A 14,668-nucleotide genomic window follows, 5' to 3' on the forward strand; every position below is an offset into this window, starting at 1 on the left:
CCGAAAGTCGATTGCGATTTTCGGATCGATGCGACTGTCCGGCCGGCTGCGGACAACAAAAAAACCGGCATTGCCTTCGCAAAGCCGGTTACAGGATGCAAACGGCCCTTTAGCGAGTTGTTTAACGTGGCTGCAAGCCGACCGGCCAAATCACCACGGGATTTCGCCCTTCTTCTAGGACCGGCGCGCCTCGGCGTCAACGGCCAGTCACGCACCGATCATTGCCGCCTCTCGACATTCCAGGCCACGGCTTGTATTTCCGCGGCGGCTTCCAGTGTGGCGGATCCGAAATTCGCATCGCATTGGAGCAGCAGAAGCGTTCTCGACGGATTTTTGCAGTATGAACCAGGCATCGGATCAGGCACGTCCAACGCCCCGCCCGGGGATCATGGAGATCGAAGCCTATGTGCCGGGCAAAAGCACGGCGCCGGCCGGCGTTGTCAAGGTCCACAAACTGTCGTCGAACGAGAACCCGCTCGGCCCCTCGCCAAATGCGATAGAAGCCGCGCGCGACGTCGCGGCCAAGCTCGACATATATCCCGACGGCACCGCCAGGCGCCTGCGGGAGGCAATCGCCGAGGTGCATGGCCTCAACCCGGCGAACATCGTCTGTTCCAATGGTTCCGACGAGATTCTCGGCCTGCTTGCGCAGACCTATCTCGCGCCCGGCGATGAAGCTGTGATCACCGAACACGGCTTCATGGTCTACAAGATCTACATCCAGTCGGCAGGTGCTGTCCCGGTCTCGGTCAAGGAAACCAATGAGCGCGCCGACGTCGATGCGATCCTCGCCGCGGTGACGCCGCGCACCAGGATCATCTTCCTCGCCAATCCCAACAACCCGACCGGCACCTATTTGCCGTTCCAGGAGGTGCGCCGCCTGCATGCCGGCCTGTCTCGAAACGTGCTTCTGGTGCTGGATGCAGCCTATGCCGAATATGTCCGCCGCAACGACTATGAAGCCGGCGTCGAACTGGTGGCTGGCGCGGAAAACGTGGTCATGACCCGCACCTTCTCCAAGCTCGGCCTCGGCGGCGCGCGGATCGGCTGGATGTACGCGCCGATGCATATCATCGATGCGATCAACCGCGTGCGGGGTCCCTTCAACGTCAACGCGACGGCGATCGAGGCCGGCATTGCCGCGATCCGCGACCGCGCCCATGTCGAGCGCAGCGTGGCGCATAACCAGACTTGGCTGACCTGGGTGAGCGAGGAATTGACCAGGCTCGGACTGCGGGTGACGCCGAGCGTCGGCAATTTCGTCCTCATCCACTTTCCCGACGACAAAAAACATTCGGCGGCAGCTGCTGACGATTACCTGTCCGCGCGCGGCTACATATTGCGGCGCGTTTCCGGTTACGGCTTCCCGAATGCGCTGCGCATGAGCATCGGCACCGAAGAGGCGAATCGCGGCGTTATCGCGGCGCTGGCGACATTTCTGAAAAGCTAGAACACCATGGCATCACCGATGTTCGAAAAGATCGCGCTGGTCGGCATCGGCCTGATCGGCTCGTCGCTGGCCCGCGTCATCCATCGCGAAGGCCTTGCCGGTCACGTCGCCATCTCGACGCGCAGCGAAACGACGCTGGCGCGGGCGCGCGAACTCGGCCTCGGCTCCTCCTACACGACGGCCGCGAAACAGGCGGTCGGCGATGCCGACCTGGTCATCGTTTCGGTGCCGGTCGGCTCTTCGGGCGAGGTCGCCGAGGAAATCGCACCGGCGCTGCAGCAGGGCGCCATCCTCACCGATGTCGGCTCGACCAAGGCCTCGGTCATTGCGCAGATGCAACCGTATGTGCCTGCCGGCGTGCATTTCATTCCCGGCCATCCACTGGCCGGCACTGAAAAATCGGGTCCGGACGCCGGCTTTGCCGAATTGTTCGAGAACCGCTGGTGCATTTTCACGCCGTTGCCCGGCACCGATACGGCCGCATTGGAAAAACTCTCGGAATTCTGGCGCCGCTGCGGCTCAAACATCGATACGATGGATCCCCAGCATCACGACATGACATTGGCCATCGTCTCGCACCTGCCGCACATCATCGCCTATAACATCGTCGGCACCGCCGACGATCTGGAGTCGGTGACCAAGTCCGAGGTCATAAAATATTCGGCCTCCGGCTTTCGCGACTTCACGCGCCTTGCCGCTTCCGACCCGACGATGTGGCGGGATGTCTGCCTGCACAACAAGGATGCCATCCTCGAAATGCTGGCACGGTTCTCGGAGGATCTAGCCTCGCTGCAGCGGGCGATCCGCTGGGGCGACGGCGAAAAGCTGTTCGACCTGTTCACCCGCACCCGCGCCGTGCGCCGCTCGATCATCGAGGCCGGCCAGGACATCGACGTACCGGACTTTGGCCGGCAGGCAGTCGAGCACCCGGCCAAGCAGTAGCCTGTCTCGACCACCCGGCCGTCAGTCCGCCGGCCAGTGAGCTGCCATCATCGCCAGCGTCTCGGCCCTGTCCGGCGCGCCCAGCCTGCCGCCAAAGCGCAGGCATTTGAGCGCGGCGGCGGCGCTGGCAAAGCGCAATGTCCGTTCGATCGGCATGGCCTCGGCCAGCCCGACGGCAAAGGCGCCGTGAAACACGTCGCCGGCGGCAAGCGTATCCACTGCCTTGATGCTTGGCGCCGCGACGTGGCGCACCGACGCCACCGAGCGGTCGAACCACCAGCTTCCCGCTGCGCCGCAGGTCACCGCGACGAATGCATCGGTGCGTCTGGCCAGCGCGTCACAGGCCTCCTGCGGGCCTTGCTCCTCACCGCAGAGGATGAACGCCGCCGGCTCCGAAGCGACGACGTGCGAGGCGAGCGGAAACAGCCGTTCCAGCACGTCCCGTGGCGCGGTGTCGGCGTCGAGTATGGCTGGACGGCCGATTGCGCGCGCCGCCATCAGGGCCAGAGCTGCCGCGCCCGGCCAGCGCACGTCGACCAGGACGGCGTCGAATGCGGTGAGATCCTGAGTGGGGAGCACTTCGGGGTCGGCCTGGGCTAGCTTGTCATAGAACGGAACAATGATGCGCTCGCCATGCGTGTCGACCAGGATGGCCGACAGTGCCGATCGCGCGCCGGTGACGCGCCGGACAAAGCTGCAATCGACGCCTTCGGCCTCAATGCCGGCGACCAGCTGATCACCGACGAGGTCGTGTCCCGCGCTCGCCCACAGCGATACGTCCGCGCCGAGGCGGCGTGCGGCGCAGGCAGCGCTCGAAGCCATCCCGGAGGCGATCTGGACGCCGTCGGACGCGATGAACTTGCCCTGACGCGCCGGAAGCGTGTCGACGCGAAGGATCGTATCGAGCGTCAGCGCGCCAACGCTCAGGAGCTTTACCGGGCGGTTCATCTATCTTCCTGTTTGGCCATGGTCTTTCCGAACTGGAGGTTCGCAATCATCGCCTAATCGACCGGCTCGATGCTGCCCAGCGGGATAAAACCGAGCGAGGCCTTGCCCTTGACGATCTTGAGCGGCATCGACGGTTCGTTGCCAAGCAGCGCCAGCCCGGCAAAGCCGGTTTTGATCTGGCTCTTCTGCTCGGGAATGGCCTTGCCAAGGATTTCCGCCACCGCCTTCGGATCGCTGAGCCTGATCATCAAATCGGCGTCGATCAGCCCGTCGGCATCGACCGAAACCGGTCCGGAAACGGTGACGCGCGCGCTCCCCGACGACAGATCGAGCTTGCCGATATCCACCGCCTGGCCGCGCAGGCTCTCTGTTTGTGTCTTGATCAGCGCCACGCCGTTCTTCAGCGTCACGTCGCCGCCGCCGTCGAGCGGCGGCAGCACGCGGCCATCGATTGCGCCCGGATCGATTTCGAGATCGGTAAAACTCCCGGCATAGTCGATGTCTTGGCCGTTCGGACGCAATTCTCCGGCCGCTGTCCCAGCGCTGAACAGCTCGACCGGGTCTGTGCCATCGGCCGGATCGGTCTGGGCTGACAGGCCCTCTGCCTCCAGTGAAACGCGCCGGGGCAGCGGCCAGGACAGTCTGACGTTCGCTCGCAGATTATCCCAGTCGATCCACAGCGGCGCCATCCCCGGCACGGAGGTCCTGAGCGGCCCGCGCAGGTCGGCGCCAGGCGACAGGATCTGGGTGATGTGCGTGACTGCCTTGAGGCTGCCGAGCGAGGCGGCGACGTTCCTGGTGTCGTCCTGATATGCCAGACTGTCGCAGGAAACGGCGAAGCTCGAGGGATAGCCGCTGACCGTGAGATTGGCGCAGTCCGCCTCGATGCCATTGCCGTTGAGCTCGGCCACCGCTTTGCCGGCTTCGCTCTTGACCTTGTCTGCCAGGTAGAACCAGCCGGCGCTGTAGAGGCCGAACAGCACGACGATGAAAACGCCGAGCCAGAACAGCCGGCGGAGAAAATTCGGCGGGTGTTCGCCATTTGACGTCATGCTGCGGCTCTCGTTGGCGCGTGTTCGGAGGGGACTGTCGTTTCCGGCAAGATCGGGTAGACGGAGACGGATTTTAAAAAACACCGATTCCAGTGCGGTGCTGCAACCAGGCTCGGCGATATGGGCGATTTTTGGGTTTTTGGCTACGGCTCGCTAATCTGGCGGCCGGGATTTGCGCATGTCGAGACGCGGCGCGCCCGCCTCCATGGCTACCGCCGCTCGCTGTGCGTCTACTCGTTCGTGCATCGCGGCACGCGCGAACGGCCCGGCCTGGTGCTCGGCCTCGACCGTGGCGGCTCCTGCATCGGGCTGGCGTTCCGCGTCCCCGGCGCTCTGCGCAACGAGGTCATCACCTATCTGCGCGAGCGCGAGCTGGTCACCAATGTCTATCTCGAGCGCATGCTTAGCATTCGCCTCGACAAGGGGAACACGCGTGAGGCCGATAAGGGTGGGGGCGAGACGGTCGAGGCTGTCGCCTATGTCGTCGACCGTACCCACGAGCAATATGCCGGTGCGCTCGATGCTGCCGATGCGGCGAGCGTCGTTCGCGGCGCCGTCGGCCAGTCGGGAAAAAATGAGGACTACGTGTCCAGCACGCTGGAGCACCTCGAGGCGCTGGGGATCCGCGACCATTGGCTGGAAGAGGTAGCGTGTCGGCTCGCGCCTTTGTGAAGCGCTGGTCGGTTGCAAAAGTCGGCCGGCCCTTTGACGTCGGTGCGGCCCGCCATAGGTTAAGCCGGTCACGGGGCTTTTCGCCCGCTTCTTTCCATTCCCCACGGAGATCAGCCTTGCAGAAACGTCGTCTCGGTCAAACCGACCTATCCATCGCGCCGCTGGTTCTGGGCGGCAACGTCTTTGGCTGGACCGCCGACGAGAAAACCTCTTTCGACCTGCTCGACCGGTTCGTCGGCGCCGGCCTCAACGCCATCGACACCGCCGATTCCTATTCGCGCTGGGCTCCCGGCAACAACGGCGGCGAATCCGAAACGATCATCGGCAAATGGATGAAGAGCCGCGGCAACCGCGACAAGGTCGTGGTGATCACCAAGGTCGGGTCGGACATGGGGCAGGGCAGGAAAGATCTCTCCGCCGCCTATATCGAAAAGGCCATCGATGCGTCGCTGAAGCGGCTGCAGACCGATGTCGTCGATCTCTATCTGTCGCACTGGCCGGACCCGGCCACCCCTTACGAGGAAACGCTCGGCGCCTACCAAAAGCTGCTCGACAAGGGCAAGATCCGCCATGTCGGCGCCTCCAATCTCGACGCCGGCCAGTTGCGCGCCGCGCTCGACGTGGCAAGCCTGCGAGGCCTGCCGCGCTATGCGGTGCTGCAGCCGGAATACAATCTCTATGACCGCGCCTCCTTCGATGGGGCGCTCCGCGATCTGTGCATGGCCGAGGATATCGGCGTCGTCAGCTATTTCAGCCTCGCCAAAGGGTTTTTGAGCGGCAAGTACCGCAGCGAAGCCGATCTCGGCAAAAGCGCGCGTGGCGACGACGTGAAGAATTATCTCAACGGGCGCGGCATGCGCATCCTGGCGGCACTCGACGCCGTATCGGGGCGTCACGCGGCCAAGCCGGCGGAAGTGGCGCTCGCCTGGGTGATCGCACGGCCCGGCGTCACCGCGCCGATCGCCAGCGCCACGACGCTGGACCAGGTCGACAGCCTCGTCCGCGCCGCATCATTGGAGCTCCGTCCCGACGATATCGCCGAGCTCGACAGCGCGAGCGCATAAACGCCAGCGCGAAGCGGCGGCTTGATCAAACAGCAGCCAAGGACCGTGCGCGGCCTGCGCCGGAAGGCTCCCTGCACGATCATTCAAGACGCCTTGGTGTGCCCTGCCATACCATTTGCCGGCACCGCGCCTGGATACTGGTATACAGATGGCCGAACTGGTCTTTTCCCATCCGGAACTATGGCAGCAATTGCTCGCGCTTGTGCTGGCATCGGCGGTCGTGATGGGCAGTCCGGGGCCGGCGACGATAAGCGTCACCGCGGTTGGCGCCGCCTTCGGCCTGCGCGATTCGCTCCGCTACGCCTCGGGCATCATTCTTGGTACGGTCGCCGTGCTTTTGGTCGTGGCGACGGGCATTACGGCCATGCTCGCCTCAGTGCCAAAGCTCACACCGCTGCTGGCGGTGGCATCCGCAGCCTACATCCTCTACCTCGCCTTCAAGATAGCAACGGCCCCGCCTCTGGCAGCGCGTACCGGCGGGGCGTCACGTCCCACATTCCTCGGCGGGTTTCTTCTGGCCGTCGCCAACCCGAAAGCCTATGTGGCGATTGCCGCCGTATTTGCCGGCACGTCTTCTGCCGGTGAGCTCGATGCAGGGCTCAAGTTGGCGGTCCTCGCTTCGATGATCATCGCCATCCATGTCCTGTGGCTTCTCGCCGGGGCAGCGTTTGCGCGCTTCCTGCGCAAACCGCTGGCCTCGCCGATCATCAATCTGACGTTCGCGGCAACCCTGGTTTTGACAACGGCGCTGGCTGTGATTCCCTAGGGGATACTGCCGACCAGGCAGATGGTTCAGGCCGGGATATCGGAGCCAAGTTCCCTTACCCGCTTTACCGCCGTCGGCGGCATTGGCGGCGGGTTTGGCGCCTGGGACGCCTCGATGAGCAGCTGGTCGCAGGCGGCTTCTGTCTCGCCGATCAGCCGTTCCATGAATTCCTCCTTGCCCAAACCCGCCGGGATCGGCGGCAGGAAGCGCGCCTTGATCGTGCCTGGATAGCGCAGGAATTTCCGCCGCGGCCAATAGAGGCCGGCGACATGGGCGACCGGCACCACCGGAATGCCAAGCTGGGTATAGAGCTCGACGATGCCGTATTTATAGGCCGGCTCGTCGCCCGGCGCCCGGCGCGTGCCCTCGGGATAGATGATCAGCTGGCGGGGATTGCGCGCCAGCTCCTGCCTGGTCGCGGCGACCACCGCTTTCAGCGCCTTCGAGCGGCTGCCGCGGTCGACCGGGATCATCCGCATTTTCAGGATGTACCAGCCGAAGAACGGGATCCAGGTCAGTTCCCGCTTGAGGATGTAGATCGGATCCTGCAGGAACGGGAAGAAGGCGATCGCGTCCCAGAAGGATTGGTGCTTCGGTGCCAGGATGAAGGAACCCTCGGGCAGGTTTTCCTGGCCGGTGATCTCGCTTTTGGTGCCGGCGATCTTGTCATAGAGCCACATGCTGGTGCGCGACCAGAATTTCGGCACGAACCAGGCGCGGTGACGAGGCGACAGGAAATAGTACGGGGTCCAGAGGATCATCTGGACGATCAGATTGACGTAGAAGACGAGGTTGAACGCCAACGAGCGAATAAGGAGCATGTGGGAAGTGCCCGGTGAGGAGGTGTGCGTTGGTTACACCAAGCGCGGACAAAAAGGAAACGGCGCGATGGCCCGTTCGTCAGGCCTGCCACGTTTCTTGCACCAGCCGCTTCTTCAGGTGTGGAGCGGCGAAGTCGAGGAACGCGCGCAGTTTCACCGGCAGCAGGCCCTGGCCGGCATGCACGAGACTGACCGACCATGGCTGCGGCTCGAATGCCTCCAGCACGGTGCGGAGGGTGCCCGACCGCACTGAAGCTGCGATCTGGTAGGAAAGCACCCTCGTCAACCCGATGCCGGCAATCGCAGCATCGATCGCCGCTTCCGCGGTGTTGACCCGAAGCCGTGAGCGGATCGGAACCGTGAGGTCGCTCTTGCCGGTGGAAAAAGTCCATGCGGCAGGAGCGGTGAGCCCCTCGAAGGTGACGCAGCTGTGTGCCGCGAGGTCTTTCGGCGTCTCCGGCGTGCCGTGCTCGGCCAGATAGGCCGGGCTCGCGCAAACAACGCGCCGGATCGAGCCGATGCGGGTGGCCACAAGGCTGGAGTCGGGAAGCTGGCCGATGCGGACGGCGAGATCGATGTGCTCCTCGGTCAACTGGGTTATCCGGTCCGCAAGCATTAGCCGAATAGCCACGTCGGGGTAGGCAGCGAGGAAGCCGGTGACGACCGGCAGCACATGCAGGCGGCCAAAGACGATCGGTGCGGTGATGATCAGTTCGCCTGTCGGGGCGCTGTATTCGCCGGCGGCGGTCCGCTCAGCCTCGCCGACCTCGTCGAGAATGCGATGGCAGGCAGCGAGGTAGGCGTGACCTGCGTCGGTCAGCGTCAGCTGCCGCGTCGAGCGGTTCAGAAGACGCGTCTTCAGATGCCGCTCCAGGTCGGAGACCTTGCGGCTGACCGTTGCCAGCGGGATGCCGAAACGGCGCCCGGCGGCCGAAAGGCTGCCGGCCTCCACCGCGGCGACAAAAAGCGACATGGCCTCGAGGCGATCCATATTTCTCCCGGAAAATGGAAGGATAGGTTGCTAATATGGCATCTACATCCGAATGATGGAAGGGACCATGTTTTGGCGGCGAAGCTGATCAACGAGAAGGAATGCCGATGCCCCGTATCCCTACACCCGCGTCCATAGAGACCGCGCTTGCTGCGTCGCAGCCGATGCTACATGCCGTCGAGAAGCAACTCGGCGTCGTGCCAAACCTCTTCAGGCTTGTTGCCAATAGCCCGGCTGCGCTTGAAGGCTATCTCAGCCTGTCTGGAGCGCTTGCCAAAGGCCGCCTGCCCGCGCCGACGCGCGAGCGCATTGCTCTGGCGGTTGCCGAGGTCAATGGCTGCAGCTACTGCCTTTCCGCTCACAGCTATCTCGGCAAGAATCTCGCCAAGCTTGATGATGCCGAAATGGCCGCCAATCGCGCGGGCAGCTCCAACGATCCCAAGGCCGCCGCAGCCGTGCGTTTCGCCACCAAGATTGCGCGCGACCGCGGCCATATCGGTGACGAGGATCTCAGCGCCGTCAGGCTCGCAGGCTACGACGATGCGCAGATCATCGAGATCGTCCAGCATGTCGCTCTCAATGTCTGGACCAACTATGTCAATGAGGTTGCCGGGACGGAAATCGACTTTCCGGTCGTTTCTGCCCGCAGGGCAGCCTGAGTTCAGCGAGCGTTGAGTCCGTCGCAAGGAGTTCCCATGTCTGAAAGCCGCCCGCCGCTCCCGCCATTCACCGCCGAGACCGCCGCACAGAAGGCACGCATGGCGGAGGATGTCTGGAACTCCCGCGATCCGGCACGGGTCGCGCTTGCCTACACAATCGACAGCCGCTGGCGCAACCGGGCCGAGTTCCTGCAAGGGCGCGAGGCCATCCAGACCTTCCTCACACGCAAATGGACTGGCGAATGCGACTACCGGCTCATCAAGGAGGTCTGGGCCTTCCGCGACAACCGTATCGCCGTGCGTTTCGCGTATGAATGGCACGACCACAGCGGCTCGTGGTTCCGCAGCTACGGCAACGAGAACTGGGAGTTCGATGAGCATGGGTTGATGCGCTTGCGCATCGCCAGCATCAACGACCTGCCGATCCTCGAGGCCGACCGCAAATATCATTGGCCGCTTGGCCGCCGGCCGGACGGTCATCCCTCTCTATCGGAACTCGGCCTTTGAAGGAGGCTTTCCATGAATGCTCACGTCTTCACCAGCGATGTCGCCTTTACGCCAACCGTCAAGGCGATCCAGGCCCGCAAAGGCTCACGCGCGGCCTATGCCCGCGTCGAGGAGCGCGGCGGCTGGCAAGCCGATATCACGCCCGACCTCGCCGCCTTCATCGAGGCGCAGACCAGCGTCTTCCTGTCGACGGCCAATGGTGAGGGCCAGCCCTACATCCAGCATCGCGGCGGGCCGGCCGGCTTCCTCAAGGTGCTCGACGAGCGGACGATCGGCTTCGCCGATTTCTCCGGCAACAGGCAATTCATCACCCAGGGCAATCTGGACGACAACCCGCGGGCTTTCCTGTTCCTGATCGACTATGCGCATCGGCAGCGCATCAAGATCTGGGGCAGCGCGCGGGTCGTCGAACAGGACGCCGAACTGATGGCGAAGCTGATGCCTGAAGGCTACAAGGCGCGCCCGGAGCAGATCATCATGTTCACGGTTTCGGCGTGGGATTCCAATTGCCCGCAGCACATTCCACAGCGTTTTGAAGCTGCCGATGTGGCGGCGGCGCTGGCCGAGCGGGACAAGCGTATCGAACTTCTCGAACACGAGGTCGCGCGGCTGCGCAGCGCCACGGTCAAGGAATAGTACCGGTTCCAGATCGGCTCAGTTCGGCGCAACAGCCTCGGCCAGCGCGATGCCGGTTGGCGTTGGCTTGACCGGCACGATGCCGCGCGCCAGCGCCAGCAGATATTTGTTGTATTCGGTGAACAGCACGCGCAAGGCTCTCGGCTTGGTCAGCCAGCCGCCATTGCCAAGATTGCTGTTGACCACCGGATAGGGCTCGAGCTTGGCGTTGTGCAGCAGCCGGCCCATTTCCAGCAGGCTGCGCGGCATGTGATAGTTGTTGGTGACGAGGATCACGCTGCCATAGGCGTGGTCTTCCACCCACTTGGCACTTTCCTCGGCATTGCCGATCGTGTCGAGCGCGGCACGGTCGATGTCGACGCAGCAGGAAAACAATTTCTTGTCGCCGCGGGTCGCGACCTGTAGCTGGCGGCGGCTGGCGGAAGGATGCACGCCGCTGATCAGTAGCCGCTCGCCCTTGCCGGACGCAAGCAGACCCATGGCCGCGTCGAGACGCGAATGGCCGCCGGTCAGCACGATGATGGCATCAGCCCTTGCCGGATTGACGGGCGTTGCGAGACGGCTGACGGTGTTGGCGAACCAGCCGAAGCCGCCGGCAAAGAGCGTTGCCAGTACGAGCAGAAAGAAAACGGAGATGCGTAGCGCGCTCGCCAATCGGCCGGGCTTGACGCGCTCGCTTGAACGCGTAATCACCAAGGGCAACTGTCCAGCCATTCCGGTCGAGTCGCGCGCGTCCATCGTCCTTATCGTTAACTCCGAAATGCGGCGTTTAGTAGGTCGGAAAGCACAAATTTCGTTACGCTAATTCTCTATCCGTGATCACCCGGCGTCCGGCTGGCGGACATCGATGTCGCTGAGATAGGTGACGACGGTGACATGGGAGGTTGCCGCGGTCAGCGCACCGATGACCAGCACCATGAGAACAACGCCGAGATAGCCCGCCGAACCGATGGCGAAATTGCCGAACAGGGCGGTCGCCTGATCGGCCTCAGGCGTTGCCATGTTGCGCGACGACCACCACGAGAAGACGATGAAGACGAACACCGCCGCCGCACCCCCGGCGGCGGCGCCCTTCATGCCGGTGACGAGAAAGTGGTGGCGGAATTCGCGCGCGATGAAGCGCGCTTCGGCGCCGACGAAATGCAGCACCTCGATGATGTGGCCGTTGCCGGCCATGGCGCCGCGCGTCGCGAACACCACGGTCAGCACGGTTGCCGCCAGCATCAGCGCCAGCACGGCGATGCCGATGGTCACCGTGGTGCGGGCCATGGCGACGAGCCGGTCGACCCAGGTGCGATGGTCGTCAAGCGAGGCACTGGGCAGTTTCGGCGTGATCGCGGCGCGCATTGCGGCGAAATCGGGCGGGTTGCTCTCGTCTATGGTGACGATGATCAGACGCGGCACCGGCAGCTCGTCGATGTTGAGGCCCGACCCCAGCCAGGGTTCCAAAAGCCGCGCCGTGGCATCGCGGTCGACGATCCTGGTGCTCTTCACGCCAGGAAATTCGCCGGCGATCTGCGAGGCCTTGGCAAGGGCTGCCTCGATGTCGAGGCCGTCCAACGGCTTGATCTGGATCGTCGCCTCGCGTGAGATCTGGTTCTCCCAGACCGAGGCGGTGTCGCGCACCAGCGTCACCGCGCCGAAGGTCAGGCAGGAGAGAAACGTCATGATGGCGATGACCAGGACCAGCGCCCGGCCGGCGATGTTCTGCGCCGGCACGATCGGCGCCATCTTGCGCTGAACGCGCTGGGTCGCAGCCCTCTCAGCGCGTTGGTCTTCGACATGGCGAGCGGACGGGTCAGTCATAGATATCCAGCCTTCCGCCGGACAGGATCATGCGGCGTGCGTCGACCTGTTCCATCAGGCCGAGGTCGTGCGTTGCGATCACCACGGCGGTGCCCAACCGGTTGAGTTCGATGAACAGCCGCAACAGGCGTCGCGCCAGCGGCGGATCGACATTGCCGGTCGGCTCGTCGGCAAGCAGGATTTCCGGCTGCTCGATCAGCGCCCTGGCGATTGCGGCGCGCTGCTTCTCGCCACCCGAAAGCACCGGCGGCAGCACATGCATGCGCTCGCCAAGGCCGACCCATTTCAAGAGTTCGGTCACGTCGGTGCGGTAACTGGCCTCCTCGCGCCCGCGCACGCGCAGCGGCAAGGCCACATTCTCATAGGTCGTCATGTGATCGAGCAGGCGAAAGTCCTGGAACACCACACCGATGCGCCGCCGCAGAAGCGGCAGCTCGGCGCGCGAGATGCGCGAACGGTCCTTGCCGAAGATGGTGATCAGCCCGCGCGTCGGCTTGAGCGACATGAACAAAAGCCGCAGCAGCGTCGTCTTGCCGGCGCCCGAAGGGCCGCTCAGGAACTGGAAGGAGCGCTCCGGTATGTGCAAGGAAATGTCGCGGAGGATTTCCGGACCCATGCCATAGCGGAGGCCGACATTTTCGAAGCGGATCACGTTCGACGACCTGAAACTTGCGGCGGCGACGAGCCAACCTTCTCTGAGAAAGGACCATCGGCCGGCATGGTTAACCCTCGGTTAATTTTGGGATTCTTTGGGCGCGTCACAAGGGTTTCGGGTGGGGAAGCGTTAACCATTTCCGTTTACGCAAAAGAAACGAAGAGCGAACAAGTGCGAAGTGCTGGGGCCGCGATGGCTGACGATCGAACCGCGCGCCCGGTTTCCGGCGAAATCATGACCGATACGGCCGCAAATCCTGCGCCGGAACGCATCGTGCGTGATCCAGCCGGTGACATCCTCGACGCCGACTACGAGGTGCTGCCGCGCTTAACCGCCGGCACGGGCGTTTCGCTGCCGCTTTTGCGCGTGATCACCACGCCATCGATCAAAGGCATGGACATGCTGCGCAAGCCGGTAGCGGCGATGGAACGGCTGCGGGCGTCGCGCGGCGGGCCGATCTTCTGGATAGCCGGCCTCAGTGCCGCGTTTGCAGCCTTCTGGATCTCGGGCGGCCACGCGCTGGTGCGCCAGACGCCGCTTCTTCTGGCGGCGCAACAAGCGGGCGCTGCCCTGACCATTTCAGGCGTTACGTCGCGTATCGATGCGTCCGGGCCGCAACCTGTCCTGTTCGTCGGTGGCGAGGCCGCGAATGACGGCGCCAGCCCGTCGCCATTGCCACCGCTGGAAGTCCGGGTCACCGGCAATGACAGGCGCACAACCCGTTACAGGCTGGCGACATTTAACCGTTCGCTGGCGCCCGGCGAAAGATTTGGCTTTTCCAGCCGGCTCGACGTGCCTAGAAACGGGGTTAAGGCCGTCTCGGTCACCTTCGCCAATTAGCGGCGATCATTTCTGGAAAGGCAGCCAATGCCAATCGTGCGCGGCAAGGATATCGAGGTCCTGTTTTCGGCGTCGGCGATCGCCCGCCGCAATCTGGAGCTCGCCAAGGAGATCGCCGGGCACGACTATCACGACCTTCTGGTGATTTCGGTGCTGAAAGGATCGTTCATCTTCGCCGCCGACCTCATCCGCGCCATGCACGATGTCGGCCTGTCGCCCGAGGTCGAATTCATCTTCATCTCCAGCTACGGCGCCGGCACCACCAGCGGCGAGGTTAGGGTGCTGCGAGATATCGACAATGAAGTCGCCGGCCGAGACGTGCTGTTGATCGACGACATCCTCGAATCTGGCAAGACGCTGTCGTTCACCCGCGACCTGATGCTGTCGCGCGGCGCCAAAAGCTGTGCCATCGCCGTGCTGCTCGACAAGCGCATGCGCCGCCAGACCGCGCTCAACGCCGACTATGTCGGCTTCGACTGCCCCGACTATTTCGTCGTCGGCTACGGCATGGATGTCGCCCACGCCTTTCGTGAACTGCCGTTTGTGGGCGTCGTCAAGGGCGACGCCTAGGGTGTGCTGATATTCAGGTGAGGCACGGCCTGCAAACAGCGGATTCCTGCGCTTACTACAGCGCCGCGCGCCTTCTTGGGCGCGCAAAGGACGCTGTAGAACTCTGATTTTGCGCATGACCTTTCCGAAATCAAATTCGATTTCGAAATCATGCGCGGGCTCACGTACCAAAAGTACGCTCCGCTCCGGTTCTCGGAAGCCGCTGTTTTCGACTCGGCCTGACCTGAATTTCAACACACCCGATGCTCGCGGCGCGCTCCGGATTTCTCCCTGACTGCGGTTGCGGTTC

Annotated in this window: 17 protein-coding genes and 1 riboswitch; of the genes, 10 read left to right on the forward strand and 7 right to left on the reverse strand. The window is 63.7% G+C overall.

Annotated elements, in window-relative coordinates:
- Positions 1 to 89 precede the first annotated feature (89 nt).
- A riboswitch (SAM riboswitch) is annotated at positions 90 to 167 on the reverse strand.
- A gap of 173 nt (positions 168 to 340) precedes the next feature.
- Together hisC and JG739_RS06520 are read left to right on the forward strand one after the other, a co-directional pair.
- Complete coding sequence (gene hisC / locus JG739_RS06515; RefSeq protein ID WP_202365753.1) at positions 341 to 1,450, forward strand: histidinol-phosphate transaminase; 1,110 nt, start codon at positions 341 to 343, stop codon at positions 1,448 to 1,450.
- Positions 1,451 to 1,456: 6 nt separating this feature from the next.
- Positions 1,457 to 2,392: a prephenate/arogenate dehydrogenase family protein gene (locus JG739_RS06520; protein WP_202365754.1), complete on the forward strand. Its 936-nt coding sequence runs from the start codon at positions 1,457 to 1,459 to the stop codon at positions 2,390 to 2,392.
- 21 nt (positions 2,393 to 2,413) lie between these two features.
- Here the strand turns inward: JG739_RS06520 and JG739_RS06525 are convergent, their stop codons facing one another.
- Positions 2,414 to 3,340, reverse strand: coding sequence for a PfkB family carbohydrate kinase (locus JG739_RS06525; RefSeq protein ID WP_202365755.1), 927 nt, complete (start codon positions 3,338 to 3,340; stop codon positions 2,414 to 2,416).
- Positions 3,341 to 3,393: 53 nt separating this feature from the next.
- The gene (locus tag JG739_RS06530) at positions 3,394 to 4,392 is read right to left on the reverse strand and encodes a DUF2125 domain-containing protein (protein ID WP_202365756.1); all 999 of its coding nucleotides are present in this window, start codon (positions 4,390 to 4,392) and stop codon (positions 3,394 to 3,396) included.
- 120 nt (positions 4,393 to 4,512) lie between these two features.
- On the opposite strand from JG739_RS06530, the gene JG739_RS06535 reads away from it, so the two are divergent.
- The 3 genes from JG739_RS06535 (at position 4,513) to JG739_RS06545 (ending at position 6,894) form a co-directional block, all read left to right on the forward strand.
- Positions 4,513 to 5,064 (forward strand): gamma-glutamylcyclotransferase, encoded by a 552-nt coding sequence (locus JG739_RS06535; protein WP_202365757.1) that lies wholly within the window; start codon positions 4,513 to 4,515, stop codon positions 5,062 to 5,064.
- A gap of 116 nt (positions 5,065 to 5,180) precedes the next feature.
- Complete coding sequence (locus tag JG739_RS06540) at positions 5,181 to 6,128, forward strand: aldo/keto reductase (protein WP_202365758.1); 948 nt, start codon at positions 5,181 to 5,183, stop codon at positions 6,126 to 6,128.
- A 148-nt stretch (positions 6,129 to 6,276) separates the two neighbouring features.
- Positions 6,277 to 6,894 (forward strand): LysE family translocator, encoded by a 618-nt coding sequence (locus tag JG739_RS06545; protein ID WP_202365759.1) that lies wholly within the window; start codon positions 6,277 to 6,279, stop codon positions 6,892 to 6,894.
- A 26-nt stretch (positions 6,895 to 6,920) separates the two neighbouring features.
- Here JG739_RS06545 and JG739_RS06550 read toward each other — a convergent pair whose 3' ends face one another.
- Positions 6,921 to 7,715, reverse strand: coding sequence for a lysophospholipid acyltransferase family protein (locus tag JG739_RS06550; RefSeq protein WP_202365760.1), 795 nt, complete (start codon positions 7,713 to 7,715; stop codon positions 6,921 to 6,923).
- A gap of 79 nt (positions 7,716 to 7,794) precedes the next feature.
- Entirely contained in the window at positions 7,795 to 8,706 is a 912-nt protein-coding gene (locus JG739_RS06555; protein ID WP_202365761.1) for a LysR family transcriptional regulator, read from the reverse strand.
- A 107-nt stretch (positions 8,707 to 8,813) separates the two neighbouring features.
- Between JG739_RS06555 and JG739_RS06560 the strand changes: the two genes are divergently transcribed.
- Genes JG739_RS06560 through JG739_RS06570 form a run of 3 tightly spaced genes read left to right on the forward strand, consistent with a single transcriptional unit; the run spans position 8,814 to position 10,508 of the window.
- Positions 8,814 to 9,365 carry a carboxymuconolactone decarboxylase family protein gene (locus JG739_RS06560; RefSeq protein WP_202365762.1) on the forward strand — a complete coding sequence of 184 codons (552 nt, stop codon included), beginning with the start codon at positions 8,814 to 8,816 and terminating at the stop codon, positions 9,363 to 9,365.
- Between the two features lie 36 nt (positions 9,366 to 9,401).
- Positions 9,402 to 9,872: a nuclear transport factor 2 family protein gene (locus JG739_RS06565; protein WP_202365763.1), complete on the forward strand. Its 471-nt coding sequence runs from the start codon at positions 9,402 to 9,404 to the stop codon at positions 9,870 to 9,872.
- Positions 9,873 to 9,884: 12 nt separating this feature from the next.
- On the forward strand, positions 9,885 to 10,508 hold the full coding sequence (locus tag JG739_RS06570; protein WP_202365764.1) for a pyridoxamine 5'-phosphate oxidase family protein: 624 nt from the start codon (positions 9,885 to 9,887) through the stop codon (positions 10,506 to 10,508).
- A gap of 18 nt (positions 10,509 to 10,526) precedes the next feature.
- On the opposite strand, the gene JG739_RS06575 is transcribed toward JG739_RS06570, so the two are convergent.
- The 3 genes from JG739_RS06575 to ftsE all read right to left on the reverse strand — a co-directional run bounded on the left by JG739_RS06575 (position 10,527) and on the right by ftsE (position 12,966).
- The gene (locus JG739_RS06575; RefSeq protein ID WP_202365765.1) at positions 10,527 to 11,246 is read right to left on the reverse strand and encodes a YdcF family protein; all 720 of its coding nucleotides are present in this window, start codon (positions 11,244 to 11,246) and stop codon (positions 10,527 to 10,529) included.
- A gap of 81 nt (positions 11,247 to 11,327) precedes the next feature.
- Positions 11,328 to 12,314 carry a cell division protein FtsX gene (locus JG739_RS06580; RefSeq protein ID WP_202365766.1) on the reverse strand — a complete coding sequence of 329 codons (987 nt, stop codon included), beginning with the start codon at positions 12,312 to 12,314 and terminating at the stop codon, positions 11,328 to 11,330.
- On the reverse strand, positions 12,307 to 12,966 hold the full coding sequence (gene ftsE, locus JG739_RS06585; RefSeq protein WP_202365767.1) for a cell division ATP-binding protein FtsE: 660 nt from the start codon (positions 12,964 to 12,966) through the stop codon (positions 12,307 to 12,309). The genes JG739_RS06580 and ftsE overlap by 8 nt, the downstream gene beginning before the upstream one ends.
- Before the next feature lie 195 nt (positions 12,967 to 13,161).
- Here ftsE and JG739_RS06590 point away from each other — a divergent pair, with 195 nt between their 5' ends.
- Both JG739_RS06590 and hpt read left to right on the forward strand, forming a co-directional pair.
- Positions 13,162 to 13,809: a hypothetical protein gene (locus JG739_RS06590; RefSeq protein WP_202365768.1), complete on the forward strand. Its 648-nt coding sequence runs from the start codon at positions 13,162 to 13,164 to the stop codon at positions 13,807 to 13,809.
- Between the two features lie 27 nt (positions 13,810 to 13,836).
- Positions 13,837 to 14,379 (forward strand): hypoxanthine phosphoribosyltransferase, encoded by a 543-nt coding sequence (gene hpt / locus JG739_RS06595; protein ID WP_128181711.1) that lies wholly within the window; start codon positions 13,837 to 13,839, stop codon positions 14,377 to 14,379.
- Positions 14,380 to 14,668: the final 289 nt, after the last annotated feature.

This window comes from Mesorhizobium sp. L-2-11 (genome assembly GCF_016756595.1).
Lineage (GTDB): Bacteria > Pseudomonadota > Alphaproteobacteria > Rhizobiales > Rhizobiaceae > Mesorhizobium.

Coding starts and splice junctions, on each gene's coding strand:
- JG739_RS06525 (WP_202365755.1), bottom strand. CDS start 3,340: ATGAACCGCCCGGTAAAGCTCCTGAGCGTTGGCGCGCTGACGCTCGAT.
- JG739_RS06565 (WP_202365763.1), top strand. CDS start 9,402: ATGTCTGAAAGCCGCCCGCCGCTCCCGCCATTCACCGCCGAGACCGCC.
- JG739_RS06570 (WP_202365764.1), top strand. CDS start 9,885: ATGAATGCTCACGTCTTCACCAGCGATGTCGCCTTTACGCCAACCGTC.
- JG739_RS06560 (WP_202365762.1), top strand. CDS start 8,814: ATGCCCCGTATCCCTACACCCGCGTCCATAGAGACCGCGCTTGCTGCG.
- hpt (WP_128181711.1), top strand. CDS start 13,837: ATGCCAATCGTGCGCGGCAAGGATATCGAGGTCCTGTTTTCGGCGTCG.
- JG739_RS06575 (WP_202365765.1), bottom strand. CDS start 11,246: ATGGACGCGCGCGACTCGACCGGAATGGCTGGACAGTTGCCCTTGGTG.
- JG739_RS06580 (WP_202365766.1), bottom strand. CDS start 12,314: ATGACTGACCCGTCCGCTCGCCATGTCGAAGACCAACGCGCTGAGAGG.
- JG739_RS06535 (WP_202365757.1), top strand. CDS start 4,513: ATGGGCGATTTTTGGGTTTTTGGCTACGGCTCGCTAATCTGGCGGCCG.
- JG739_RS06555 (WP_202365761.1), bottom strand. CDS start 8,706: ATGGATCGCCTCGAGGCCATGTCGCTTTTTGTCGCCGCGGTGGAGGCC.
- JG739_RS06550 (WP_202365760.1), bottom strand. CDS start 7,715: ATGCTCCTTATTCGCTCGTTGGCGTTCAACCTCGTCTTCTACGTCAAT.
- JG739_RS06545 (WP_202365759.1), top strand. CDS start 6,277: ATGGCCGAACTGGTCTTTTCCCATCCGGAACTATGGCAGCAATTGCTC.
- JG739_RS06520 (WP_202365754.1), top strand. CDS start 1,457: ATGGCATCACCGATGTTCGAAAAGATCGCGCTGGTCGGCATCGGCCTG.
- JG739_RS06530 (WP_202365756.1), bottom strand. CDS start 4,392: ATGACGTCAAATGGCGAACACCCGCCGAATTTTCTCCGCCGGCTGTTC.
- hisC (WP_202365753.1), top strand. CDS start 341: ATGAACCAGGCATCGGATCAGGCACGTCCAACGCCCCGCCCGGGGATC.
- JG739_RS06590 (WP_202365768.1), top strand. CDS start 13,162: ATGGCTGACGATCGAACCGCGCGCCCGGTTTCCGGCGAAATCATGACC.